This is a genomic window from Cecembia lonarensis LW9, assembly GCF_000298295.1.
Lineage (GTDB): Bacteria > Bacteroidota > Bacteroidia > Cytophagales > Cyclobacteriaceae > Cecembia > Cecembia lonarensis.
Genome location: NZ_AMGM01000016.1, coordinates 17,184 through 43,645, shown reverse-complemented (window position 1 = coordinate 43,645; position 26,462 = coordinate 17,184). Strand labels below are relative to the sequence as shown.

21 protein-coding genes are annotated in these 26,462 nt (G+C 39.7%); 8 read left to right on the top strand and 13 right to left on the bottom strand.

The genetic code is table 11. The annotated features are described in order from the left end of the window. Nucleotides 1-225: 225 nt before the first annotated feature. The gene (locus tag B879_RS07255) at nt 226-1,002 is read left to right on the top strand and encodes a prohibitin family protein (protein ID WP_009184507.1); all 777 of its coding nucleotides are present in this window, start codon (nt 226-228) and stop codon (nt 1,000-1,002) included. Nucleotides 1,003-1,070: 68 nt separating this feature from the next. On the opposite strand, the gene B879_RS07250 is transcribed toward B879_RS07255, so the two are convergent. From B879_RS07250 to B879_RS07215, 8 genes are all read right to left on the bottom strand, one after another. Beyond that, nucleotides 1,071-1,886 carry an enoyl-ACP reductase FabI gene (locus tag B879_RS07250; RefSeq protein ID WP_009184506.1) on the bottom strand — a complete coding sequence of 272 codons (816 nt, stop codon included), beginning with the start codon at nt 1,884-1,886 and terminating at the stop codon, nt 1,071-1,073. Between the two features lie 99 nt (nt 1,887-1,985). Beyond that, nucleotides 1,986-3,638 (bottom strand): DNA repair protein RecN, encoded by a 1,653-nt coding sequence (gene recN / locus B879_RS07245; RefSeq protein WP_009184505.1) that lies wholly within the window; start codon nt 3,636-3,638, stop codon nt 1,986-1,988. A 45-nt stretch (nt 3,639-3,683) separates the two neighbouring features. Then, a complete protein-coding gene (gene porD, locus B879_RS07240) occupies nt 3,684-4,589 on the bottom strand; it encodes a type IX secretion system protein PorD (RefSeq protein WP_009184504.1) in 906 nt (301 codons plus the stop codon). Between the two features lie 40 nt (nt 4,590-4,629). Further along, complete coding sequence (gene coaBC / locus B879_RS07235; RefSeq protein WP_009184503.1) at nt 4,630-5,838, bottom strand: bifunctional phosphopantothenoylcysteine decarboxylase/phosphopantothenate--cysteine ligase CoaBC; 1,209 nt, start codon at nt 5,836-5,838, stop codon at nt 4,630-4,632. Further along, complete coding sequence (locus B879_RS07230) at nt 5,838-6,152, bottom strand: DNA-directed RNA polymerase subunit omega (RefSeq protein ID WP_009184502.1); 315 nt, start codon at nt 6,150-6,152, stop codon at nt 5,838-5,840. The genes coaBC and B879_RS07230 overlap by 1 nt, the downstream gene beginning before the upstream one ends. 3 nt (nt 6,153-6,155) lie before the next feature. Beyond that, entirely contained in the window at nt 6,156-7,091 is a 936-nt protein-coding gene (locus B879_RS07225) for an outer membrane protein assembly factor BamD (RefSeq protein WP_009184501.1), read from the bottom strand. 68 nt (nt 7,092-7,159) lie between these two features. Beyond that, nucleotides 7,160-7,867: a T9SS type A sorting domain-containing protein gene (locus B879_RS07220; RefSeq protein WP_009184500.1), complete on the bottom strand. Its 708-nt coding sequence runs from the start codon at nt 7,865-7,867 to the stop codon at nt 7,160-7,162. Nucleotides 7,868-8,020: 153 nt separating this feature from the next. Beyond that, on the bottom strand, nt 8,021-9,676 hold the full coding sequence (locus B879_RS07215; RefSeq protein WP_009184499.1) for an OstA-like protein: 1,656 nt from the start codon (nt 9,674-9,676) through the stop codon (nt 8,021-8,023). Nucleotides 9,677-9,726: 50 nt separating this feature from the next. Between B879_RS07215 and tilS the strand changes: the two genes are divergently transcribed. The 5 genes from tilS (at nt 9,727) to B879_RS07190 (ending at nt 17,274) form a co-directional block, all read left to right on the top strand. Then, complete coding sequence (gene tilS / locus B879_RS07210; RefSeq protein WP_009184498.1) at nt 9,727-11,049, top strand: tRNA lysidine(34) synthetase TilS; 1,323 nt, start codon at nt 9,727-9,729, stop codon at nt 11,047-11,049. Further along, entirely contained in the window at nt 11,046-11,582 is a 537-nt protein-coding gene (locus tag B879_RS07205; protein WP_009184497.1) for a Crp/Fnr family transcriptional regulator, read from the top strand. The genes tilS and B879_RS07205 overlap by 4 nt, the downstream gene beginning before the upstream one ends. A gap of 146 nt (nt 11,583-11,728) precedes the next feature. Beyond that, nucleotides 11,729-12,667 (top strand): malate dehydrogenase, encoded by a 939-nt coding sequence (gene mdh / locus B879_RS07200; RefSeq protein ID WP_009184496.1) that lies wholly within the window; start codon nt 11,729-11,731, stop codon nt 12,665-12,667. Nucleotides 12,668-12,867: 200 nt separating this feature from the next. Beyond that, a complete protein-coding gene (locus B879_RS07195) occupies nt 12,868-15,489 on the top strand; it encodes a hypothetical protein (RefSeq protein ID WP_238542101.1) in 2,622 nt (873 codons plus the stop codon). A gap of 114 nt (nt 15,490-15,603) precedes the next feature. After that, nucleotides 15,604-17,274: a mechanosensitive ion channel family protein gene (locus B879_RS07190; RefSeq protein WP_009184494.1), complete on the top strand. Its 1,671-nt coding sequence runs from the start codon at nt 15,604-15,606 to the stop codon at nt 17,272-17,274. Here the strand turns inward: B879_RS07190 and B879_RS07185 are convergent. Genes B879_RS07185 through B879_RS07170 form a run of 4 tightly spaced genes read right to left on the bottom strand, consistent with a single transcriptional unit; the run spans nt 17,271 to nt 23,482 of the window. Next, nucleotides 17,271-18,878, bottom strand: coding sequence for a hypothetical protein (locus B879_RS07185; protein ID WP_009184493.1), 1,608 nt, complete (start codon nt 18,876-18,878; stop codon nt 17,271-17,273). The genes B879_RS07190 and B879_RS07185 overlap by 4 nt on opposite strands. After that, nucleotides 18,875-20,026, bottom strand: a complete 1,152-nt coding sequence (locus tag B879_RS07180) for a DUF4249 domain-containing protein (protein WP_009184492.1) — start codon at nt 20,024-20,026, stop codon at nt 18,875-18,877. The genes B879_RS07185 and B879_RS07180 overlap by 4 nt, the downstream gene beginning before the upstream one ends. After that, on the bottom strand, nt 20,026-22,779 hold the full coding sequence (locus tag B879_RS07175; protein WP_009184491.1) for a TonB-dependent receptor: 2,754 nt from the start codon (nt 22,777-22,779) through the stop codon (nt 20,026-20,028). The genes B879_RS07180 and B879_RS07175 overlap by 1 nt, the downstream gene beginning before the upstream one ends. Further along, nucleotides 22,766-23,482 carry a hypothetical protein gene (locus B879_RS07170; protein ID WP_009184490.1) on the bottom strand — a complete coding sequence of 239 codons (717 nt, stop codon included), beginning with the start codon at nt 23,480-23,482 and terminating at the stop codon, nt 22,766-22,768. The genes B879_RS07175 and B879_RS07170 overlap by 14 nt, the downstream gene beginning before the upstream one ends. 158 nt (nt 23,483-23,640) lie before the next feature. Here B879_RS07170 and B879_RS07165 point away from each other — a divergent pair, with 158 nt between their 5' ends. Continuing rightward, complete coding sequence (locus B879_RS07165) at nt 23,641-24,561, top strand: sugar phosphate isomerase/epimerase family protein (protein ID WP_009184489.1); 921 nt, start codon at nt 23,641-23,643, stop codon at nt 24,559-24,561. A gap of 64 nt (nt 24,562-24,625) precedes the next feature. Here the strand turns inward: B879_RS07165 and B879_RS07160 are convergent, their stop codons facing one another. Beyond that, complete coding sequence (locus B879_RS07160) at nt 24,626-26,047, bottom strand: SLC13 family permease (protein ID WP_009184488.1); 1,422 nt, start codon at nt 26,045-26,047, stop codon at nt 24,626-24,628. Nucleotides 26,048-26,260: 213 nt separating this feature from the next. Between B879_RS07160 and B879_RS22840 the strand changes: the two genes are divergently transcribed. After that, nucleotides 26,261-26,416: an ORF6N domain-containing protein gene (locus B879_RS22840; RefSeq protein WP_009184487.1), complete on the top strand. Its 156-nt coding sequence runs from the start codon at nt 26,261-26,263 to the stop codon at nt 26,414-26,416. The last annotated feature ends 46 nt before the right edge of the window (nt 26,417-26,462 follow it).

The following is a 26,462-nucleotide window of genomic DNA, read 5'->3' as shown; positions in this document are numbered from 1 at the left end:
AGGGATATGTAATTAACTCTCCAAAATCCCGATATCCATTAGGTAGTATTGTCTTAAATCCAAAAAATAAACCCGTATGCGTTCTGTTGCTGGTCAGTTTGTAACGTAGATGGTTTTAAAATGTTGTAAAAAAAGAAATATAATTTTAATATTTTTCAAAAAATAAAATATAATGAATCCAAAGCTTTCTTTTACCGTATAGGATGTTAAACTATTTGATGTGTTATGAGAAATATCTTTGTATTTGTTTTGGTTTTATTACTCAGTGCTTCCTGTGCTGTAATTCGGCAGGGAGAAGTAGGTGTCAAGAGTAAATTTGGAAAACTTGCACCTGAACCCTCAGAAGCCGGTTTGGTTGGATTTAATCCATTTACCACTAGGGTAATCAAAGTTCCAGTACGTACAGTGAATCAAGAAGTCAAACTCAATCTTCCAAGTAAAGAAGGCTTGACAATTGAGTCTGAAATCTCTATCCTGTATAGTATTGAAAAAAATAAGGTCCCCTTTATTTTGGAGGATGTAGGTGTTATGTATGAAGAGGTTTTGATTTTAAATGTTTTTCGTTCTGCAGCGGCCGATATTACTGCGCAATACATGGCCAAGGACATGCACTCTGGTATGAGGGCTGAAATTGAAAAACAGATTCAAAACCGTATGCATGAAAACTTAAGGGAAAGAGGTTTTGTTATCGAAAGAGTTCTGATGAAAAGTATTCGCCTTCCAACAGAATTGAGCCGAGCCATCGAAAGAACGCTCAAAGCTGAGCAGGATGCCTTGCAAATGGAATTTATTCTCGACAGGGAAAGAAAAGAGGCTGAAAGAAGAAGAATTGAAGCAGAAGGAACAAGAGCAGCACAGATGATATTAGCAGAAGGATTGGTAAAGGAGATTATTGAGCTGAGGAGCATAGAGGCTTTCCGGGAACTGGCCAATTCCCCCAATACAAAAATCATCATTACCGATGGGAAAACACCATATCTGATTAATTCACCTGATCAATAAAAAAGAGGGGTTTAAGCCCTCTTTTTTATTTGATTTCAACGGGGAATCGGACTTTTATCTGATCCCAATTATAGGTCTTTGAATTGTTCCATTAATTCTTCTGAAATACCAGTCGTAGAATACCCTCCATCATGGAAAAGATTCTGCATGGTCACGTATCGGGTCAGATCAGAAAACATGGTGATGATATAATCTGCACATGCTTCAGCAGGGGCATTTCCTAGTGGTGACATTTTATCAGCAAAGTTGAAGAAAGCATCAAAACCACCAATACCGGTTCCAGCAGTGGTCTTTGTCGGAGATTGTGAAATGGTGTTAACACGTACCTTCTTGGATTTACCAAAGCGGTAACCATATCCTCTGGCGATACTCTCCAATAAAGCTTTGGCATCAGCCATGTCGGTGTAGAAAGGATAGACACGCTGAGCGGCAATGTATGACAGTCCCATGATAGACCCCCATTCGTTCATTATATCCATTCTCTCTGCCACATGCATCATTTTATGAAATGAGATGGCTGATACATCGTAGGATTTATTGACCCAGTCATAATTTAAATCCCCGTAAGAACGACCTTTACGGATATTGGGAGACATACCGATGGAATGAAGTAAAAAATCGAAGTTTCCTCCAAGATACTCCTTGGATTCAGTATAAAGTTTTTCAATGTCTTCCAGGGAAGTGGCATCAGCAGGTATTACAATGGTTTTACATTCTTCTGCCAGCTCTTTAATGGCTCCCATTCTCATGGCAATTGGAGCATTTGTTAATACAAACCTTGCACCTTGTTCATGGGCCTTTAGAGCAGTTTTCCAAGCGATGGAATTTTCATCCAAAGCTCCGGTGATGATGCCTAATTTTCCTTTCAGTAAATTCTCCGCCATAGTATCTATTGTTTGATTGGTTCTATAATTCAGATTGAAGCGGTAAAAATAAGGAAAAAATTAGGATATTGAGACAGAAGTGCCTTAAGGAGGACCAAATCAGTAATTAAGCAGCTCTTTAGCACTTTCAAAGGCAGAAGCAGAGGGGTTGGCACCTGCTATCATTTTGGCAATTTCCAAGATTCTCTCTTCTGAGCTGAGTAATTTGATTTTACTGATAGTCTTATCACTACTATTGTCTTTAAAAACGAAGTAATGCTGATCTCCTTTGGCTGCTACCTGTGCCAAATGCGAGATACAGATGACTTGGTGCTTCTTAGCAATATCCTGCATCATTCGTACCATTTGTAGGGCAATTTCTCCTGAAACACCTGTGTCAATTTCGTCAAAGATTAAAGTTGGAAGGGCCATTTTATCTGCCATAATGTATTTTATAGCAAAGATTAACCTTGAAAACTCTCCACCAGAGGCCACCTGCTTTAAGGGTTGAGCATTTACACCTTTATTGGCAGAGAAAAGAATGTCCACCTGATCCAGTCCTTGAAGGTTGGGTGTGATTGCTTGGTGCGACATTTCTATTTTGGCATTTTCCATACCCAAATGACGCAGTAAGGATTCCAATTCCTCACTGAAAGCTTGGAAAGCAGACTTTCTTTTATCACTTAATGCTTTTCCTTGGGAAAGCATTTCTTTCTCTGCAGCTGCTTTTTTGTGTTCTAGCTTTTCTATTGTTTCATCCAGATTTTCAACTTGAAATACCTTGTTGGCCAACTCCCGCTCTAATTGCATCAAACCCTCTACCGAATCTATGCCATGTTTTTGCTGCAAGTGGTAAATTTTGCTCAGTCGCTCTCTGACTGACTCCAGTTTTTCAAAATCCACCTCGATGCCTCCATCTTCATCCTCAAGACAATCGGCAATGTCCTTTAATTCAATTAAGACACTTTGGAAGCGTTCATAATATGTTGAAAATTTTTGTGCTAGTCTCCCCAAATGTTGAATGCCCTGACTGGCTAGGGAAAGTGTGCGTAAAGCGCCAAACTGTTCGTCTTGAAATTGGCTTAAAACTTCCTGGATCTTTGTTTTGATTTCCTCCGCATTTTCGAGCAATTCCTGTTCGTTTTCAAGTTCTTGTTGTTCCGCCTCCCGCAACTGCAAGGAGGAAAGTTCCTCGAGTTGGAATTTATTGAAATCCGCTTCTTTTTTGAGTTCTTGGGATTCTTGGAATGCTTTTTCTAATTCCTTTTTTGTTGCATTGTATCTCCGGTAGGCTTGTTGATAGGCTTCTTTTTCTGACCGAGATGCTGAATAGGCATCGATCAAGCCCAATTGATAAGCACCGTCCGCAAGCATAAGGCTATCATGTTGGGAATGGATATCCATTAAAGATTTCCCCAGTTCTTTGAGGGTTTCCAACCGGACTGGTGTATCGTTAATAAAGGCACGGGATTTTCCTGAGGGGCTTATTTCCCTTCTAATGATACACTCTGGTTCAAAATCCAAATCCTCTTCCCGGAAAAAGTCCTCAAGACCATAATTTTTGATCATAAAACAGCCTTCCACCACACACTTTTTTTCAGGATCAGAAAGCGCTTTGGTATCTGCCCGATTGCCTAAAAGTAAGCCCACTGCCCCCAACATGATTGATTTACCGGCACCTGTTTCCCCGGTAATCATACTCAATGTAGGACTTGGTGACATTTCCAGTCCCTGAATCAATGCATAATTGGAAATACTGAGTGATTGAAGCATCTGCTTGGTCAAAAATTGGCTGTAGGCAAATCTAATAAAAACTAATCAACCTTTCAGGATATCGTTATACCTTCTGGCATTATTGGGATCAATTTTCATTAAATATCCCACAGCTTCGGTTCTCACTTCCATAGGAGCTCTTTTGAGAATTTTACTGATTTCATCCCCTTTAGCATCAATAAAAGCAATGGTAAATATACCATTGGGCTGAAGGGTATTGACCTCTGAAACTAGTTTAATAGCCTCGGTAATGTTTCTAAAGGCTTCATCGGGGTCAGTTGTCAAAAGGTCCAGTCCCTTTCTATGGTACAGGTAGACTGCCTCCCTTATAGGAGCGAATACTGAGGAGGTATAAATGTCATTGACAAGCCAATAACGATTCCTTCTGTCATTTGGATTAGGTTGCCAACCCGGACGGGGAGATTGCTGTGCATTATTAACGATGTTGTTGGCTATTTCAAAAAAAGGATCTCCCCCCCTTAGAGAAAAGCTATCGTAATCAAATCCCAAAGCAATATAAGCATAATAGGCAAGGAGCGAGCTAATATTATTTAAAAACGAAAACCTATTGAATTCCAGCGGTTGGGACTGCAAGAACTCAAAGGACCAGTTTCTGTCAATAAAGTTCAGGACCATGCTTTCGTAATTGGTGCCATAGACAGGTCTGACTGTCTGGATCTGAACGGTAGCATTGTAAAATCCTACCTGGGGCATATCGCTAATTGTGATCAGTACATTGCCTTTAATCCGTTCAAATGCTTGGAATTGATCTGTCGTCCATGATCTACCATTGAGGAATTGTTCAAAGTTGATCTTCATGTCCTCAAAAACCCCAGTCTCTTGTGTTCTGGCCCGGTCGCTGTTGATGATCACAGTGAAATTCAATTCTTGAGCCGATAAAAGGCTGAAGCTAAATAAAAAAAGAAGCCCTATTAATCCCGTTTTGATCATAACATGCGTTCAATCAATATACATAACGCCACAACATCAATTAAATTTTTACCGGAACTTTTTTTACACCTTCTAAGATCAATTGAGCGATTTGCTCTTTGGGCAGTACCGTTGACTCCAAAGAGGAACCATCCTCAAAAAATAAATTCACCTTATTGGTATCTACCTGAAAACCTGCCCCCTCTTGTCTCATGGAATTAAGTACAATCAAATCAAAGTTTTTCTTTTCCAGCTTTTGTTTAGCATGAAAAATCTCATTTTCTGTTTCCAGTGCAAACCCTACATGGATTTGGTGAGGTTGTTTGGCTTTTCCTAAACAGTTAGCGATATCTACGTTTTTGACCAGTTCGATGGTCATGCCTTCCCCTTCTTTTTTGATCTTCTCCAAGGCGATATCTTTGGGAGCATAATCAGCTACAGCCGCGGCAAACACACAGATGTCCATTGCCTTATGAATGCTGTTGGCTGCCTGAAACATATCATTCGCGCTTTTTACAGGATAAATTTTTATGTTTTTGTTTTTAGGCTTTTTGGCTCCTGTACCCAAAATTAAATGTACTTCTGCACCGCTTCTTGCAAAAGCATCTGCGATGGCTGCTCCCATTTTACCACTTGAATGGTTGCTAATGAATCTTACAGGGTCAATTGCTTCTTGGGTAGGGCCTGAGGTAATCAGTATCTTTTTCCCATAAAAATCAGTATTACCGCTAAAATGGCTGATGACTTTTTCCAGAATATGTTCAGGTTCCATCAACCTTCCCTGTCCGGAAAGCCCACTGGCCAGTTCACCACTTTCAGCATCCAGGATGATATTTCCAAAAGAGGCAACAGTTTCAAGATTTTTACGCACGGATGGGTGCTGGTACATATCCAAGTCCATGGCTGGGGCGATCATTACCGGACATCTGGCAGATAAGTAAGTAGCTGTAAGGAGATTGTCACATCCCCCATTAGCAAGCTTGCTCAAAGTATTCGCACTGATAGGGGCGATCAAAAAAAGATCAGCCCAAAGACCAAGGTCAACGTGGTTGGTCCATGAACCTGTTTTGGCATCAAAAAATTCATGGTGTACGGGACCTTTTGATAAGGTTGCCAGCGTCAATGGTGTAATAAAATCAAGAGCAGAAGTACTCATGATAATTTGTACTTCTGCTCCTTCTTTTACTAATAATCTGGTCAGGTGTGCGGATTTATATGCCGCTATACTTCCCGTAACACCTAATAAAATTTTTTTACCTGTTAAAAGCATTATTCTTCATTAGTTTCGTCCGGATGGCGGAAATATAATTTGCCTTCCAAGAACTCTTCCATTGCTAATGTACTAGGTTTTGGCATCCTTTCATAAAACTTAGATATTTCAATTTGCTCTTTATTTTCAAAAACTTCCTCAAGGTTATCCACAGTTGAAGCAAATTCTGATAATTTGTTATTCAGCTCTTCTTTCATGGAAGAAGAAATTTGCTTTGCTCTTTGCCCAATTACATGAATGGATTCATACAAGTTACCGGTAGATCCTGAGATTTTATTTAAGTCTCTGGTGATGATTGATGGATTGATTGCCATATATTAATTATTTGAAATTTCTAATACGTTTTCTGATTGATTGACTTCAGCAGATGGGATAGCTGCATCCTCTTCCAATTTGGCTTTCGCTAAGGATTCTTCATATTCCTTCTTGACCTTTAAATGTGCAGTTAATTCCTTTTCAGCCTTATTCAGTAGCGGGTCAATTGCCCCTATGTATTTGCTATCAGGGTATTTTCTCTTGAATTGATCAGCATAATTGAATACCTCTTTTAGCCTTTCCTCCTTTTTATCAAATACACTTCGGGTCCCATAGGCCAAAGAGACTTCTACTAATTTGTAGGCCAGTTCCTCATTATATTTACTGTCGGGAAAGTCTTTGGCAAAGTTTTGAAAATTGATCTTGCATGCCCTGTAAAAATCCCCAGGGAACAGCCCTTCTGTCAGGCGAAGGTACAACATAGATTCTTGATAAGCTTTTTCTTCAAATCTTTTCTGAAGGTCATCGATCATTGACATTGCTCTTTCATAAGAATCAGATTCAGGGAACCTATTGATGAAAAGCTGTATCGCATTGACCGCGTCTCTACTGCTTTTTTGATCTAAATTATAATCCGGGGAGTCCAAATAAAGGGAATAAGCATTCATGAACAAGGCCTCTTCAGCCAATGGACTTCTGCTGTAGGTCTGATAAAAAGTATTAAAATAACCCGCTGCTTCAATATATCTTTTTGTACGGAAATGACTGTAAGCATAGTTAAAATCAGCCATTTCAGATTTTTCACTTCCTCTGATTACAGGAAGTACTTTATCATACAAAATAATGGCTTTGTTAAATTCACCTTCATTGTAGTATGCATTGGCAGCATCGTAGATTTCTTCCCAGTTTGTACTTTTTTCAAGCTTGTAGAATTTGCCACAAGAAGAAAAAGCCAGTACGATTATTACTGCCAGTATATATAAGTAGTTTACTTTCATGATTTTTAGAGGCGCAAATATAAGGGATTTAATGTTGTTATCAAATTTAACCTGTGGACATAAGGGGCTTACTTTTTAACAACGAGTTTCTTGGTAACTATATTTTTATTTTCCACAAATAAGGTGTAAAAATAAATACCCGGATTCAAATCTGCCACATTGATGACCAAGGTATTTTGTAAGGGGTCCAGTTGAAATTCCGCAACCGGATTACCAATAAAGCTATTGATGGCAATTCTGGCCGAAACATTGGGATTTTTGAAATGATAATCTATTTGTGCGATTTTATGGCTTGGGTTTGGATAAACACTTCCTAAGGTTATGTCCCGATGATTGGTTTCATCTTCCACTGGATTATAGACCTCGTAAACAGCTTCTACCACGAAGATGTCCCTAATATTGTTTGTGTTTACAAAATGTAAATCAAAACTACCACGCAGCTCACTGATTCCAAAATCAAAATCCAGGTATAAATCAGTGAAAATTTCGTTTGGCTGAAGTATTAATCTTACTTTGCTTAATTCTTTTTTGGGGTCAAAGCATTTCTCTGAAATGCATATTTTTAAATTCTGAGAAGATCCTATGTTACCTCTTAGAAATTTTAATTGGTATTCTTTGGTTTGGTTTGATTCGTTTTGTAGGATGAGCGATTGCCTTTGAGAGGTGCCTATTTTTCCACTGAACTCTAAATTCTCAGACAAAACACGTACCTGAGCTTCCCCAAAAAGCGGAAGCAATAGAAGAATGCATACAGAGAGAACAAAGAGGTTTTTCATGTAGATTTTTCCAATAAGCTTTCAGTTTATATATTACTGATTCTATTTCTATTACGTTTAAATTTACCAAAATGATTTGAACTTTTTGGTAAAATCCGGTTAAATTTTGTTAACCCCCTTAAAATTTTTTTTGGCAAATTTCGTTCCGAAAAATCAATCTTCTACTCTGAGCTCCTCTGAATTATTTTCCTTCTTGGATTTGGTCTTTTCCTCCAATAATTTTTGTATTTCATCCTCTGAAGGCATAGGTATAATTACATCTGGTCTATCAAACAAATTGTCTGTTGGCCTCTCCCTTCTTTTAGGGGTGCGCCATGAAAAAATTGTTTCCATGCTTGGTTTTTCATCTTCCCTCCAGACAAAACCTTCTAGTCTTTTATCATCTTCCTCAATCATATGGGGAGGATTAAATGCCCCTTCCGGTTTAACAAGCCAATTGATTTTTTTGATATTGCCCTCCTCAAAAAACATCATGATATTGGCGCAGAGCATTTTGTTCATACCTCTTAAGACGGAGTCACCTATGATGTCAAAATAAATCGATTCACCATTACCCTCTACATGAAACCTGCTGATTTGGCCTTCTGAAAAATAACCGGTCATTTTTCTCCCCTTAATCTGGTTAAAGTTTCCCAAGGTATCTTTGGTAATGTTAAAAGCTCTTCTGTTCAGGTATATCCGATCAATCTCCTCATTAGCAATCAAAAAACTTACGCTGTCAGCTGTAATCTGACTTTTATTGTTCCACATTACCGGATCCTCATACAGGTAAACAGTGGAGTCTGAATAAATATAGGCCAAAGAGTCCGCTACTCCATAAAGATCTGACTTGATCATTTTAACTTTATTGAACGCCAATAGGTGCCTTTGGGTAACATCTTCACTATCTTGTGATATGAGCGTGTCAGCAATCAAATAGAGCGTATCCATCTCAAAGTATTTCTGCACCAGGGCATTGCCATAGACCAAACTGTATTTCCTGTCTTCCCAATATTTGCCCTCTTCTCCAAAAATCTCCACTTCCCTTTCTTTGTTCAGCATACTTACATTGCTTCGGCCTTCATAGTATTTTGCCAGCTCATCATAAAACAAATAATCTGCATAAATCTTATTGGTTTCAGTTTCTACTTCTCCCTCAAAAAAGCGAAACTGTTTTCTTTCAGTATCATAAAAGCTACCTTTTACTGCATTCAACCGATCTCCTTCTGCTGATAAAATATTGGTTATGCCTACAGTCTCCGCCGTTTTTGGAACAGTCATGTAAATCAGGAAATTGGTCTTCATGGTGTAATCCGGGTTAACCAAAATTACATCCTCCGTAAAAGTTATTTTTTCTGCCCTTGTATCATAGACCGCATTGATGCTTGTAAGTACATTGGTAGAATCTACCACTTTGCCATTATTAAAATAATTGGCCATGCCCGTTTCCCTATTATAATCCAAAAAGTCAGTGTATAACGTAGTTTCTTCGTTTTTTAAGACCACATTATTTCTCAATTTGGCTATTTTGGTAAAACCGTCATACTCCGCATAACGGCTGGTCGTAACCACTGGATCCTCTGTATCAACGATTCTTACCCTGCCGTATAATTTCGCCATGTTGTCAGCTCTGAAAAAATGGGCAGAATCACAATAAATCAATGAATTTTGGTGCTTCATACGCACATTATTGATCAAACGCTCAAAGCCACTCGCTCCCTGTAAAAGGTCAGCTTGCTGGATTTCGAGCAAATTACTTTGCTGGGCGAAAATGCAGTTCCACATCAAAACGAATGAGCTGATCAAGAAAATGAGCGTCTTTTTTATCATTGTCAGTAAAGGTCGGCGACAAAATTAGCCAAAAATGATATTTTTGGGTTATGGTAAGCGCTTTTATCGAACATATACGGCAAAAAAATCTTTTTGATCAAAGTAGCAATTATTTATTAGCCGTCAGTGGAGGTATGGATAGTGTTGCACTGGGATATTTGTTAATTGAGGCGGGAGTTTGCTTTGAAATCGCTCATGTCAATTTTGGTCTAAGAGGAGAGGAAAGTGATGGGGATGAATTTTTTGTTAAAAAACTTGGGCTCAAATGGGGTGTGATTGTTCATCTAATGCGGGTTGATGATAAAGCTTTTTCAAAACAAGGTGCTTCGGTGCAGATGACTGCAAGAGAAATTCGTTATCAGTGGTTTGAAGAGCTGTTGAAGGAGCGGTCCTTACAGGGAATTTTGGTTGCACATCATTTTGAAGATCAATTGGAGACAGTTTTATTGAATCTTTTGAGAGGTTCAGGTATTGAAGGGGTTTATGGGATGTCTGATCGGAGAGGAATGATCATTAGGCCTTTGCTACCATTTAGAAAAACTGAAATATCTCAGTTTATGCTTGAAAACCAATATGATTGGCGAGAAGATAGCTCAAACATACAGGATAAGTATAAAAGGAATTTCATTAGAAATCAGATTTTACCTTTGATTGAGCAAAAGTTTCCCGCTGGGTTGTCCATGATGGGGCAAAGTTTTCAAAGGGTTAAGGATACGGGAAAAGCATTCTTCTATCTGTATCAGGACTGGAAAGGAAAGTACATCAGGCAAGAGGGGCCGTATCAGCTTTTAAGTGTCCGGGATTTCTTGACTTTGCCAGGAAGCCATTCCTTTTTATTTTATTGGCTTAGGGATTACGGTTTTGGTCCAGCTGATATTGAGGATATTATGCATAGTGCACAAAATCGAGTCGTAGGGAAAGTGTTTCATGCAGGTAATTATACCATTAATCTGGATAGGGAAGAATTGATTTTAGGTGAAAAAGGTCAAGATTGGCAACCTTTTGAAATCCATAAGGATGAAATAAGGTTTGCTATCCAAGGTGATGTATACGATATACTTCGTGTAGAACAGGATTTTCCTTTGGACAGGAATAAAACAAATGCGATGTTGGATTTAGACAAACTTTCCTTTCCACTTAGCGTTAGAAAATGGAGGACTGGTGATAGGATGGTTCCCTTGGGAATGAAATCAGAAAAGAAAATATCGGACATCCTAATTGACCTCAAATTACCTTTGTTGGAAAAAGAAAAGATAGCGGTTGTGTTGTCCGGGCAAGATATCGTATGGCTCGTAGGTCACAGGATCAGCGATCGTTATAAATGTGAAGCTGAAAGCAAAAATATTTTATATTTGAAAAAGATTAAGGTATGATCAACCCGTTTTCTAGAACCTTTAGCGTCAGTGAGTTAGAAACTTTTCAGTTTTTATCACAAGTTAACCTTTTTGAAAAACTGAAAAACATGGAAATGGCCAGGTTTTTACCGGCACTTCATTACCGAAAATACAGGAGAAATGAGGTGGTTTTTTTCGCGGGGGACCCCAGTCAGGCCCTATATGTCGTTAAATCAGGCAGGATTCATCTCACGATAGATATCAAAGCAAACTTTGAAGTGATCAACGAAGTGAATAAAACTGAAGCCTTTGGCGAAAACTCTTTACTGGATAACGTTACAAGAATATATACGGCTATTGTGGCTTCGGAAGAGGCTGAGCTTTTGGTAGTCCCACATTTTGCTGTTCAGGAAGTGTTTGACAGTAATCCTAAAATAAAAGCTAAAATGATGTCATCCTTGGCTGAATTTTATAATCAAAACAATAAAAGGCTGTTTAAATCTTACAAAAATTCCTTTGGCTTTTTCAATCTTCAAGAGATGTTTGACAGGAATAAAGAAGAGATCAGATAGTCATTTATTCTTTGTCTATATCAATTAGCAAGTATCTGCTTTCTAAGCCCGAGGAATCAGCAGGATTGTTTTAGAAAATGTTCTTTCTTTAATAAATTAGCGCTTCTTTTGAAATTCAATGTATCAACTTAAATAAATCCATAATCATGACAAAAGTAACCGTAGTAGGTGCCGGAAATGTGGGAGCAACCTGTGCCGATGTTTTGGCATACAGAGAAGTTGCTGAACAAATCGTTTTGGTAGACATCAAGGAAGGCGTAGCAGAAGGTAAAGCCTTGGATATTTGGCAGAAAGCTCCAATCAATCAATACGATAGCAGAACCATCGGTAGTACCAATGACTACAGTAAAACAGCAAATTCCGATGTGGTCGTTATTACTTCGGGTTTGCCCAGAAAGCCAGGGATGACCAGAGATGATCTTATCGAAACCAATGCCGGAATCGTGAAGTCTGTTACTGAAAATGTCATCAAGCATTCACCTGATGCTATTATCATCGTGGTTTCCAACCCACTGGACGTGATGACTTATCAGGCCCATATCACTTCAAAGCTTCCTAGAACTAAAGTAATTGGGATGGCGGGTATTCTTGATACAGCCAGATATAGGGCTTTCATAGCAGAAGAATTAAACATTTCACCTAAAGAAATCCAGGCAATTCTTATGGGTGGGCATGGAGATACCATGGTTCCACTCCCAAGATATACCACTGTAGCTGGAATACCTGTCACTGAGCTGATTGGAAAGGAAAAGCTGGATGCCATCATCGAAAGAACTAAATTTGGAGGTGGTGAATTGGTGAAACTTATGGGAACTTCTGCATGGTATGCTCCAGGTTCAGCATCTGCACAGATGGTAGAAGCCATTTTGAAAAATCAAAATAGGGTGTTCCCAGTTTGCATCAAATTGGATGGAGAGTATGGTATTGATGATTGCTATTTGGGAGTTCCGGTTATTTTGGGCAGAAATGGAGTCGAGAAAGTCATCGAACTTGACCTCAATGAGGAAGAAAAAGCCCTTTTGGAAGTTTCTAGGGGACATGTAAAAGAAGTGATGGATGTACTGGATAAATTATCAGGGAAATAATTCCTAGCAATCAGAATATTAAATCCCGGTTTTTAATCGGGATTTTTTTATTTATTTTGATTTCCAGTTTTCTCAATCAAAAAAAGTATTAAGTGAGCAATAAGAAAATTTTAATAGGGCTGCTTTTAATATCAGTCATTCTGGGCGCAATATTTTACATAAACAAATTTGGATTATCGCTTTCCTCAAAGAGAAATGCCTTGGAACTAGTATCTTCTGAGGCTGTACTCGTTTTTGAAACTACTGAACCTGTTATGGCTTGGAACCAATTGGTGACACAGCCATTTTGGGAACGGTTGGCAGAGTTGCCGGCCTTGGATCAGGCACAGGTTCAAATTATGGCATTGGATAGTGTGCTCGGGAAAAGTGGCAGGCTGGAAAGAGCACTGAAAGGGAATCAGTTTGTGATATCTCTGCACCCTGTTGGCAAGGAGGAATTTGATTTTTTATATACCATAGCTTTTAATGATAAATTGGGATTGGAAATATTGAAAGACCTGGAGGATAACCTGCCTGAACTTTCAAGGATTAATACCCGAAGTTATAGTAATGTCCAAATTAAAGAGTTTCAAAGTCTTGATCTGGAAAGAAACCTTAGTTATACGCTCCTTGGAAATGTTTTTGTTGCCAGTTACAGTTCATTTTTGATAGAAGAAGCTATCCGTTATGCCCAGGGAGGTAATCTTTCAAATTTCAAGTCTGCCCATAATGCCCTCTTTGATGCACTTCCTAATCCAAAAGGCCTGGGTGTTTTCAGGCTTTCTTCTCCAGGGTTTGCTAGAATTCTAAGTGGCATTACCAGAGATACTGATCTCGGGATGATTCAATCCTTTTCAAGAAGAGGGATTACTGCCAATTTAGAATTAAAATTTGTTGACAGTAAGATTGTCATGGAAGGAAGTGCTTTTTTTCCCGATGGAAAAGCCTTGGATTTTTCCACTGCTGCAGGCGGTGAGATTAAAAAGTTTCAAAACCTCATCAGTAACCGAACTGCAGTCTTGCACCAGTACCATTTAGCAGACTTGATTCAACTGAAAACAATGGAGGATGATGGGTTTGAGTTTACCAGTACCTTAAAAGGAGACATCCAGAAAGAGTTGGTTGAAAAAGGTTTTTTTAAAAATCTAACGGGTGAACTGGCATTTATTCTTTTTGAACGCATACCCAATGAACCACTCGACAAAGTACTTTTGGTACAAACAAGGTCCATTGAGCAACAAAAAGAGCTTCTCAATTCATTTGCACTGAACCTTATCCGTTCAGAAGGAGAAATACTCCCCACTGACTATTATCAGCAACAGGAAATTTTCATGATTTCTAATGAGGATTTTCCAGCACATCTTTTTGGAGGAAAATTTCAAGGTTTTCCTGACACTTATATTACCGTGGTGGACGATATCCTTGTTTTTTCAAATAGCAGCAAGTCCATGAAATTGTTCATAGATGATGTGAATAATGACAATACTTGGGGTAAATCATTAAATCAAAAAGTGATGCTGGATAACTTAAATGAAGAATTCGGGTATCATTTCCTTCTGCCTATACCTAGATTCTGGTCGGCAGTTTTAGAAAAGAGTTCGCCCAACTGGCAACCTTTTTTTCAAAAATATGCGCCCCAACTCAAATCTATGGATTTGCTAAGCTTTAAAGTCAGGCAAAAGGATAAAGGCAATCAGGTTATTATGGAATGGGGTTACAATTTGGCTCCCATTAAGGCCGTTCAGGATGTGCTTTTGACAGAAAACCGCTCTGTCCAATTCCAGAATAGATTGACTTATGGACCTGTCATCGTTCAGAATTTTATAGATCGTAGTCAGGAATTCGTTTTGCAGGACCTTGAGCATAACCTATTTCTATTATCAGCCGAAGGAGAACAAGTCTTTGGATACCCATTGGATGGGCCTATTGTTTCGGAAATCTTTCAAGTGGATTTTTATAAGAATGGTAAACTTCAACTGCTTTTTGCTACAGAAAACCAATTGTATATTATTGATCGACTTGGGAATATGATACCGGGTTATCCCATTAGCATTTTGGACGAAACGATAGTTCACCTGAACCTAGTAGATTATAACAACACCAGGGATTACAGGTTTTTTATTGGTACAGCTGAAGGGAAGTTATTTCTCTTGGATAAAAACGGAACTCTTTTGGAAGGATGGGATCCTAAAGTTATCAGTGCCCCCACTGCTGTAAAACCAGCACACCATAGAATAGCCGGAGTAGGGGATAGAATGGTAGCGCTGTCTTCTGCAGGGGAATTGTATTTCTTCAACCGTCGGGGAGAACCAGAGCATGGAAGCCCCATCAGACTAGGGAATGGGCTTTCGTCGGATTATATACTTTTGGAAAGGGGAAGCGCTAAAGAAAGCCGATTGGTTACCATTACTACTGATGGAGAAGTGGTACAGGTCAACTTGAGAGGTGAACTTACTTACAGAAACCAGCTTTTACGTCCTGATAGAGAGAGTAAGTTTGCGCTGATCAAAGACCAAAAAGAGGACCGGTACTTATTTGTGGTCCATGAATATAATAAGGTGACGGTCCTGAATAATGAATACCAAACATTGTTTAATGTGGATATATTTTCAGAGGAGCTGGATTTTCAGTTTTTTTCTTTCGGTACCGATAAAAATATATTTGTCATCATAGACAAAAATCAGGAATTCATCTACCTCTACAACCTAGAAGGGTCTCTACTGAATACTTTGCCGATTACTGGTGAAAATCAAGTAGTGATCAGGTATTCAGGAAGCCAAAATGACTATATCATATTCACGGTTTCTGGAAATAGATTTTCTGAATATAGGCTGCCATTGTAATAATAGTTTATTCCGTAGAAAACCTGAGGGATAATGAATGACAAACCTCTTTTTTCTTTTTGTTTCCCTCTTTTTGCAGGAGTTATTACCTTTGCGAAAGTTAAAAGTTAAGTTATGCCTCATTTGAAATTAGATTTTACACTTTTTGTACTCACATTTTTCATCAGTTCAATACTATCTGCCCAGGTAATATTAGATGATCAACTCATTCCTTTGGAGGAGTCTGATTATCAAAGCTTGAGCAGTCCATACCATACTACGTTGACCTTTTTTTATAACCTCAGAGAGGATAATTATGATCCCAAAGTTGCTGCAGGTGCACTTTTTTTAGAGGATAAAGATCAAGCAAAAGCCGAAAGGTTGGCGGTAAAACTCAAGCAGATTTTTGATGGAAACGGTGTGTATGTCAAAATCTCAGAAGTGCCGAATGATCCTAATTATATTGACTCACTATATACCAACCAAGCCAGATTCTTTTTCGATACCAGGAGACTTCCCATGGTATACCTGGAAAAAATTAATGGAGAATGGAAGTTCAGTGCCTTTACGGTTTCCAACATTGACGAAATGCATAAAGAAACCTACCCATATGGGACTGATCGCTTGTTAAATATCCTTCCCAAAATGGGAAATGAAGTTTACTTAGGCCTTCATTTTTGGCAACTCGCCGGACTGTTTCTATTGATCTTGAGCCTTTTTGTAGCCCATAAATTGATGACATTTTTACTCGATAGAGGGTTCCTTTATGTAATTAGACGCTTGGGTTATGGCTATGTGGGCGAAAAATACCTGCTTCCCGTAGCTAGGATTACCAGTATTTATCTAATAATAGTCATCTCTTCACTTTTTATCAGATTGCTCCAGCTCCCAATTGAAGTAGTTTCAATGGTTCTAAAGCTTCTGAATGCAGCCAAGCCATTGGTGGTTACCATTGTGTTTTACAAGATTGTAGATATCGTTGCACTGTATTTTGCCAGGCTGGCTCAGAAAACAGAATCCACGTTAGATGACCAGTTGGTGCCTTTACTGAGAAAAACATTGAAGGCATTTGTAGTGATCGTAGGTACGTTGTTTGTCTTGAAGGAAGGACTTGAGGTAGATATTGTACCCTTCCTTACCGGACTGTCCATAGGAGGTTTGGCGTTTGCTTTGGCTGCCCAAGATACCATCAAGAATTTTTTTGGTTCCATCATGATATTTATTGATAAACCCTTCCAAGTAGGGGATTGGATTACTTCAGGAGATGTTGATGGGACTGTGGAAGAGGTTGGTTTTAGATCCACTAGGGTAAGGACCTTTAGAAATTCGGTCATGTATATCCCCAATGGCAAAATAGCAGACGCAACTATTGACAACCACGGGCTACGACAGTACCGGAGGTTTTTCACCACACTGACCATCACTTATGATACGCCTCCTCATTTGGTAGAAGCCTTTGTGGAAGGGTTGAAGCAGATTGTTGCCAATCACCCTGATACCAGAAAGGATTATTACAATGTTTATTTCAATAATCTTTCTTCATACAGCCAGGACATCATGTTTTACATCTTCTTTGAAGTGCCTACCTGGCCGGAAGAATTGAGGTGCAGACATGAAATTCTTATTCAAATTGTGAAATTGGCCAATTCATTGGGGGTAAGGTTTGCGTTCCCTACACAAACTTTGCATATGGAGAGTTTTCCGGAAAAGCAGACGTTGACCCCTAAATATGCAGAAGATGCCAGGGCTTATAAAGCGAAACTACAGGATTTTATGACCAAAGAGCTAGGTAAAAAGGATAATTAATCGATTACCTCTATATTGGTTTTAAAAGATTGAGGTATGCCGTTTTCATTGAAAAAGGATACCGTTATTTCGTATTTACCAGTGATTTCTGAAGTGTAAAATTTGAGTTGCTCAGCGGATTGGGTTGTGTGCCAAATCAGGCAGCTCCTGAAATCAGGGTAGTTGGCTACACCTATGTTTGGATTAAAGTGTGGTGTTTCAAGTTTTTTGGGCTTTAATATCGGCCAGTAATTCAAGTACAAGGAGTTTGTAGGGAGTTCGAATTTCCCAAAATCATTTTGGAATGAGGTCAAACTCATTACTCCGGCAAACTTGTCTTCATTAAATGAGAATTCCCTAGTGAGTACTTCTAATTTTTCTATATCCTTTGGATCAAATTTTGCCAAAGCATCGGTGTCAAATACTGGCATCGCATCAATCAAGATGAGGGGGTTTTCTTGAAAAAGGCCATTTAATGGGCTGTTGAGCAATTTAAAAACGGTCTTACGATTTTGTCTTCGGACCAGTACCTCAGGGACATATTCCCTAAGGGTGGTTTCCATATTTTCAAAGCGGGAATAATCATCCAGGAAGTAGGTTTTATCTGCCACCAAGCCCGTGACAATGGGCTGTGGTTCAGGTGCTTTCTCGGGGATAAAGTGTGGGTTGAGCTGGGCAGCCAAAATCAATACTTCCAAAAATTCCCGATCTTTTTCATTCAACTCGAGCGATGGAAAAATTAAATCATCCTTCAATCTTAGGTTCCAAAAAGGGGATTGGGGAGCAAAATTGAGCTGTTTTTCATAATTTAGGGACTGGGCAATTAAAAAGTCATATGCCTTCAGGGGGCCAAGTTCGAAAAACATGTTGCCCTCTTGGTCAGGATTAGCTGAATGCAGTACGGATTGTCTTCCATGTGCAGAAAGGAAAAAAGTTTCTGTGGGATCAGCCATCTGATCAAGATTTTTCCCATGGACGATATGTCCGTATAGCTCTGGGATCACTGTATTTTTTTCATCCAAAGGTTGGTAGATTTCCTGTCCGATGAAGCCTTGAAAATCTTCAGGAAGAAAAGGGTTTTCTATCGCAATTGAAATACAGTACGGATCTTGGAGGGTAGTTTGAGTCAAAATATTTTCAGAATTTTTCCTTACGCTACTTTCCGAAATATGAAAAACTCCGGCTCTTTGGAATTTGTATGTTTTTTGAGATTGCTTTTGCCTTGGTGAAATGGGCCCTTTTTTAGGATTGATAATGGTGATCATTTGATTGAAAACACCTTTGTCACTTTTCTCATTGAGAGGGCTAATTCTTGTATAAAACCGTAGGAGATAGTGGTCAGATTCTAGGTGTGGTGGTATTTCCAATACGCCTTCAGCCCTTCCCTGATGCAAAGGGATGATCAACTGCATAACTGGCAGGCTCTCTCTGTCTATGATTTCTGCATAAGCAATTTTAGAGGGGCTGGCTTGATCATTATTGCTCACCGAAAGGTAGAACCAAATTTGTTCGTTGACCAGACTGATATTTTTGGAAATATGTGCAAAGACTTCTTCTTTTTCCAAAGATTGGCCAAAAGCGCTAAAACTTACAAAAAAGAGTAAAATCAGTTTCAATGGTTTCATTGTTGGTCCTCCCAAAATTCAGGTCTGACATTGGTCCCTCTTAAAGTGCAATCTGTACAGGCACGGTTGGAAGCCCTGTAACCTAATAAAGCCCCCATTTGGTTAAAAATATCCCTGGCTGGAATAAGGTTGCCAGAGGCGAATTGAGTGCTGACTAAATTCGGAGGGATAGTATCGTTGAGTACAAAGCAAAACTCATATTCAGGAATGAATACCGGCCATGGAAATACATCATCTAAATCAATGTATATCCTTTTTGTGCTGGTTTTTCCCATACTTATATGTCCGATTGCTTGTGGTACTTCTTCGGAAAGGCTTTGGATGTTTCCATTGATCAAAGAAGGAAGAGGACTGAAAATACCTCCCACATCTTCGGAATTCCTTCTCAAAATGTCCCAAAAATCAAAGGCAGATTGATCTATGGCCATTTGCCGCACTTCAATGCTATACCGTTGTGTCAGTTTTTCAGATAGATTCGGGATACGGACCAATTCCCTTTGAAGGATTCTATTGTCCTCAAACCTTGCCGCATTTTGAAGTACAATGGAGGGATTGAGGTTGCTATCCCAGCACCTGTCAATGCGCTCCTGTTCAGATCTCCGCCTTACAGTGCCATTTTCATAAATGAGTTGGGATACCACCCCCGGCTGAAAGATCCAATGCTCTTCAAAAGTCCATAAGAAATATTGCGCAGCCTCTGTCCCTCGGGTACTGACAAAAATTTCTACACCATCCTCATCCCTTATATAATCCAAAACTTCAATTTCCGGACTAATCACCGGGATTAAGGGTTCGGACCTGTAGGTATGGCCATTTCTCAATTGTATGTGCAGAAAATAGGTGCTGTTTTCTGAAAAACTCCCCTCCAATGAATAAATTCCTTCTTCTAATTCTACAAAGTCCCACCTATTGTCTTCCCCATCGCTTAAGGAGATAAATGCAGATGAAACCAAATTCCCGGTAATCTCACTTTGTAACGGGCTGGTTTTACTCAATCTTACAATAGACTCACCCTCCAATTCAATAAAGCCCTCTACCACCAGAACTTCAGTGGAAAATGCGCTCAGTTCAGGCTCAAATGGATCTCTACAGGAAACCATGGTAACCAGAATAAAAAGGCCATATTTAAAGAGAGAACAAATACGCATCAGATTTTAAAATTGTAAGTGATGAAAGGAATTGGTTGGGCAAATATCGAAAGTTGATAACCTTGCAATGTGCCATTGACCGGCGTGAAAAAGACGGAATAGGGATTCCTTCTTCCAAGCAAATTGTACACCCCAAATGACCAGGAAGAATGCGCCAGTTTTCTGACTTTATGGTTGCCCTCTATGTTGACAGAAAGGTCAATTCTAAAATAGTCCGGGATTCTGTAAGCATTTCTGTCTGAGAAAAATACCCTTTCAGAACCTCCGTATTGAAATTTGGCCACTGGTAGGGTGATAGGTCTTCCGGTACTGTAATTGGCATTGATGGACGTACTGAATCTTTTGCTCCACTCATAATTGCCTACCAAAACCGCATTATGGGGTTGATCAAAATTATTGGGATACCATTCCCCATTGTTGATTTTTTCTGCTTCTTCATCTTTTGCGGTTCTCAACAATGACCTGGAATATGTATAACTCACCCAACCGTTCAATTTGCCTGTATTTTTTCTCAGCAGTATTTCTGCTCCGTAAGCCCTTCCCTCTGATCGAACCACAGCTTGTTCTACGGTATTGTTCAAAATCAAGGTACTTCCTGATCTGAAATCCAAAAGATTCCGAAGGCTTCTGTGGTAAGTCTCTACAGAAAACTCATACCTGTCCAGCTTCAAGTTCCTGTAATATCCCAAAGATATTTGATCTCCCCACTGAGGAAGGATATTGTTGTCACTGAGCTTCCAAATATCCGTTGGAGCGATGGCGGCATTATTGGTAACCAAATGGATAAACTGTCTTCCGGTATTGTATCCTGCCTTGATGGAAGAGATGTTATTGAGTATGTACCTGCCCGATATGCGGAATTCAGGACCATGGTACGTTTGAATCACATCCCCTTGGTTAAAGGTTTCTTCTCTGCTGAGCGTGGTGGATGAAATAGGAAGTCCGGGGGTGTAAAACCTGCCGGTATTTGGTCCTAAAAAGTGATACAGCACATATCTTCCCCCTAGACTTAGGGTTAATTGCTCACTGATTTCAATGTTGTCTCCAAAATAAAAAGCACTCTCCAGGGCATGTTCCTGATTGACTTCTTCTGTAACTACGATTGATTCTAATCCTGAGGGTTGGATTTTGCCTGGGTTTAACCTGTATCGGGTACTTTGGACGCCAAAATTGAACTTATGCCTAAAATTGTAATCGTAGTTGAAATGTATTTTTGCGAAGTCCTGCCTGATATTGAATCCAAAGTCATAGGCATTGCTTGGATTGTCCCTTCCTTCAATTCCAAAAGCATAATTGTCCCTTCCAAGCACCAATTCAGCTTCCAGCCTTTCATTGAAATAATGTGTCCAGCCTATATTGAAATTCAGGTTTTCATAGCGGAAAGTGGTGTCTCTATCAAATCTAAAGTTGTCATTGCTGTTGTAGGCATTGACCCGGATAATGTTTTTGTTGTTCAGTTGATGGGACATACTGAAATTGAGGTCATAAAATGAAGCCCTGCCATCATTGAAATCTGTGTTTTCTTCTAATAACTGAAGGAGCCAATCCGAGTAGGTACTTCTAGCGCCTAAGGAAAAAGTGGTGCGTTCGCCAATTGGGCCATCTACACTCAATCTTCCCGTCAGAAGGCCTATACCTCCTGTGACCCGTATTTTCTCATTATTGCCATAATTGGCTTTGATGTCCAGTACGGAAGATAATCTGCCACCATATTGGACAGGAATACCTGCTTTATACAGCTCTACTGATTCTACAACATCCGGATTAAAAGCAGAAAATAAACCAAATAAATGAGAGGGGTTATAAATGGTACTATGGTTATAAAGAATAAGGTTTTGGTCAGCAGCACCACCCCTGACATTAAATCCAACCGAAGCTTCTCCAACAGTCTGTACTCCAGGTAAAGTAAGTATGGAGCGGATGACGTCCACTTCTCCCAAAATGGCCGGGATTTTTTTCATGGACTGTATATTTAATTTTTGAACACCCATCTCAGGACGGGAAACGTTGGTCATTCGGTCAGAGCTTACCGTGACCTCAGACAGGGAAATGATATTTTCCTCAATGGCCACATCCAGGATACCATCTCCTTGAAGGCTGATTTGCCTTTGTTCAATAAAGCCGCCCAGATTTTGAATAAACAGGGTATGTCTTCCCACCGGCAACAAGATTTGGAAATATCCATCTTCATTGCTGATGGCCCGCCTGTATTCAGCCCTTTCAAAAACGACAGCGCCGAAAACAGGATTTCCGGTTTCAATTCCGGTAATTTTACCGCTTAAAGTGGCTTCTTTTTGGCTGCTAGGATTTCCGATTACATACAGTTTATTTCTTGAATAAGCCCTCTCGATATCAGTTTGCCGATTGAGACTATCTAAATCTTCTTTCGAATTGCCCCTTTCAAAAAAGTCCTTTGCCAGCTTAAGGTCTAAGGGTTGGTGCTTGGTGATAAATACTCTTTCTTCACTATCAATGCTGAATTTGAAATCTGTTTGGTCAAAAACAGCCTCTAGAATTTGTGATAAAGTGTTGTCCTTTGCGCTGATGTTGACCTGAAAATCCTGAAGGTCATCCGGTGAAAAATAGAAACGGTAGTCCGTCATTGAAGTCACTTGTTGGGTAAACCTTGGAAAAGGTATTCCTGGAAATAAGCCAGAAATTTTTTCTTGGACCTGGGCATGCGATGGGGCATGAAAGAGTGAATTGATCACCAATGAATAGATTATAATCAAGAGCAATTTATTTCTTTTCATCCTGCGCTTGATTATAAAGTTCCACCAAAAGGGAAAGGTAATCTTTCTTGTCTGTCCTGAAATATAAATTAGAGGCTCTACTTAACCGCTTGACAGCCTTCTTTTCCAAGGCTAAAAAATCTATGGCCTGTTTTCTATTGGCTACTTTGAGAATTTCCCCATTTTTTTTCAGAAAATAATCCTGCTCTTCATAAAACTCTTTACTGAAAATGCTGACCTCCCTTTTTGATCGGGTAAGCTTTCTATGTTTGATCAACAGTCTTGCGGGGCCATCTCCAAGGGATTCATAAATGCCACTGCCATGATGGCTATAAGATGGATTGTCTTCCAAACGTACAAATGACACCGAGGTGTCTAGTTGAAGGGTAAATGCATTAATTTTATCCGATCTGATCAATATTTTTTGTTTGTGGATGGGATGAAAGGTCAAGACCTGATCTTCCCAAATATTGTATAAAAGGGGTACTCCTTTATAGTTTAAACCGTTGATGGTTATTTCGCTTGATTCAAAATTTCTGGTGATAAAATAGGGATGGCCCTCATATTCCTTTGGAGGATCCACAAAATAGCCCCCGCTGATTACCTCTTGGTCTAAAGTAATGTTCTTTCTGTAAGTGATCTCCAGTCCGTTACCGTTTTGGGAAAATACCTCATTTATATACGGGGAAAACACCAAAAAAAACACAAGTACAGGAGCTTTCATGTAAAAGATAAAACTGATCAAAAATTAATTTACCAAATTAATTTAGTTCAAATGGATTTAGTCTGAATATTTTTATGAATGGTTGATTCTTGAGTGTTAATTCGCTTATTTTTAAGTTCTGATGTAAGATTATCCATCAAACCTAAAACCTCAATTACATGATATCCAGACGAGATGCCATCAAATCAATGGGCCTTGGAGCCGGTGCTTTTTTGACAGCCAATGCATTGCAGGCCAGTCCTGCCCAAGCAGCTGCTCAGTTTAGTTTTTGTTTGAATACCAGTACGATTATGGGGCAGCAACCGGGTCTGAAAGGTTATCTTGATATTGCAGCAAGAGCTGGATATGACGGAGTGGAATTATGGATCAGGGACCTTCAGGAATATATTAAGGCCGGGAATTCAGTGGGCAGTTTGAAAAAGCTTATCGCTGATAGCGGATTGAAATTTGAAAATGCGATTGGATTTGCCCCTTGGATGGTAGATGATGAGACTAAAAGAAAAGGCGGCTTTGATCAAATGGAGCAGGAAATGGAACTTTTGGCCGCTTTAGATTGCACACGGGTTGCAGCCCCCGCATTTGGAGTGGATGCTGACTTGGATTTGTTTCAGGCAGGAGAGCGCTATAAAATGCTTTTGGATCTAGGAAGAAAAACGGGTGTGATGCCTCAGTTGGAGTTTTGGGGTGCTTTTCCATACTTTCATCATTTGGGCCAAGTCCTAATGGTGGCAGCGGTAGCCAATGATAAGGATGCAAGGATTCTTCCTGATATTTATCATTTGTTTAGGGGAGGTTCCGGCTATGATGGCTTGAAAATGGTTCAAGGACATGTCATAGAAGTTTTTCATATGAATGATTTTGTCACCCATATTCCCAGAGCCGAACAGCAGGATAAGGATAGGGTTTACCCTGGAGATGGGGCCGCTCCTATGAAAGAAATATTAGCTGACTTAAAGGCGATGGGAGGGAAGAAGGTCCTATCCTTGGAGCTATTTAATCCGGATTACTGGAAACAGGATGCTTTAGCAGTGGCTAAGACCGGATTAGAGAAGATGAGGGCTTTGGTGGCGCAAGTTTAATTTCAATAGCTTTTATTAACCTATTTTCCGGTCTTCTTTTGACATGTGCAATAAGCGGTAGCTGTTAATGAAATACCCAAGTATAAAGCAATACGACTAAGAAGGCCAAAATAGGTCCCAGAATAATCATCAATAAGCCCCCTGGTCTGAAGCTTTTCTGTTCTACCATTCCTGTGGAGAAGGAAATGGCGTTAGAAGGCGTGGAGACGGGAAGGAGGAGTGCTGATGAGCAGCTCAAGGCTACTATCAATGGCACAGCAATTCCCCAAATCCCAGGGAGTGAAAGTCCTAAAGGTACTAGGATGGCTGAGGCAGCTGTATTGCTCATAATATTGGAAATCAGTACAGCAATAATGGCAAAAACCAATGCCACTCCGACCATTGGAATGGGCAATTGGGAGATTTTTTCCATGATGATGTCAGTCAGTCCCACATCTACCATAGCAATCCCCAAGGCCAGACCTCCTGCTACCAGCATTAAAGTATCCCAAGGTAGTCGGCGAACATCTTCTGCCTTGATGACCTGAAATAGGGTCAGGAGAACAATGGGAATGGCGGAAGTAGCTGCTATGGGAATGCCATGTAGGGGTTCGGAGAGCCACATACTTACAGTTATAAAAAGCGTGAAAAGCACCGCATTGCGCTCAAATCCTTTTTTGCTTTGGTTGCGCCCTTTCATTTCGGAAAGGTCCAATTGTACTTGGCTTAAATGAAGTTTTTTAGTGAGGAATTTCCAAAATAGTAAAACGGCAATCAATGCTGTGGGCAGTCCGAAAATCATCCAATCCACAAAAGTGAGACTGATGCCTTTTTCCTGTAGGGCACCAACAGCAATGGCATTGGGAGTGCTGCCAATGATGGTGCCCATTCCGCCTAGCGTTGCTGCTGCGGGAATCCCCACGAGGAGGGCTTTGGTGTATTCGGAATCCTTACCCATTAACCTTGCCAAAGGCAAAATGGAAGAGATCATCATAGCAGTGGTGGCTGTGTTGGACATGACCATACTCCCCGCAGCCGTGGTGAGCATCAATCCTAATAGAAGCCGGTTGGGATCCTCTCCAAATTTATTCAAAGTAAAGCGGAATAGAGCCCTGTCCAGTGCAACAATGCTCATCCCTTCTGCGAGAAAAAAACCACCCAGTAAAAGCCAGATCACATTACTTGTCCAGGTACCCAGGTACATTTCTACAGGCGTTTTGTGGTCTTCTAGAATAAAATCGGTTCCAAACCCCATCAATAAGCCTGCAATGATAAATATGCCCACTGCAAAAGGGGGTATGGATTCAGTGACCCAAAGGCCAATAGCCAGAACACTTAGAAAAAAAACATAATTAACATCATCTTCATACCCTAGATTCCGAAAAAAGGAAGTGATAACAATGGCGAGTATAAAGTTGCCGGTAAATGTAGAGGTAGCCCAAATCCATCCATATTTTAATTTTTTGAACAACCTAAAGGCTGCTCTCCGGGAATCATTGTAAGCCATGAAAAAAGATGTTTGATGAAACGCTTAGGTAAAATTAAGGATTTTATAGTGCTGAGGAAAGTATAGGGGTTAATAATTGTTCAACCCGAATTATGTATGGATGGCTTTGACAATGCTTCTCGAGTCCAAGTCGGTTGTCAAGCAGATAGGGGACTTGGTAAGAGAGTGAAATTGTAAGAGTTTTTAGTAGCTGTTTTATTTTAAGTTTAGATTATGACAAAAGGATTCGAAATTATTTCTGATACCAAAATTCAAAATCTGATCAATTCTATTAGAGACGTGCAGGTGATGGTGGACAGAGATCTTGCAGCTATTAATCAGGTAGAGACTAGAGTGCTATTTTTTAAAATATTGATTTCAATTCAATGAAGCTTATTCTTCCTTCAGCCTTTGCCATAAAAAAAGGTCCAACTCT